The organism is Bacillus sp. REN16 (assembly GCF_020731355.1).
Taxonomy (GTDB): Bacteria; Bacillota; Bacilli; order Bacillales; family Bacillaceae_L; genus Ferdinandcohnia.
Genome location: NZ_JAJFZK010000063.1, coordinates 1 through 456, shown reverse-complemented (window position 1 = coordinate 456; position 456 = coordinate 1). Strand labels below are relative to the sequence as shown.

The following is a 456-nucleotide window of genomic DNA, read 5'->3' as shown; positions in this document are numbered from 1 at the left end:
AGGATGCATTTTTACAGGACTTAGCGTTACTGTTTAACTTTCAAATGGATTCAAGCAATCCATTCATCCTAATACTAGCTGGGTTGCCGCACTTAAAAACTCGATTAACATTAAATCATCACCGCCCGTTAACACAGCGAGTCATAATGAAATACGAAATCCAGCCATTATCAAGAGAAGAAGTTTCGGGCTATATTGATCATCACATGAAGGTAGCCGGGGCAAAGATGCCAATCTTTACCGAAACAGCAATAGAAGCAATCGCTCAACGGTCTCAAGGGTGGCCACGTGTAATAAACAATATAACAATCAGCAGTTTATTATTTGGGTCTCAATTGAAGAAAGAACAAATTGATGAAGAAATTATAAGACTAGCAGTTGAGGAAAGCGGACTTCAATGAAACGGGGAATATTAGTTTACGACCATTTTAGCCAAGAATGGAGAGTATGGATTGG

The 456-nt window shown here is 39.0% G+C and carries 1 protein-coding gene; it reads left to right on the top strand.

Going from position 1 to position 456, the window contains the following annotated elements; genetic code table 11:
• The coding region (locus LKW28_RS22825; RefSeq protein ID WP_420708929.1) for an ExeA family protein at positions 1-401 on the top strand (401 nt) is incomplete at its 5' end.
• Positions 402-456: the final 55 nt, after the last annotated feature.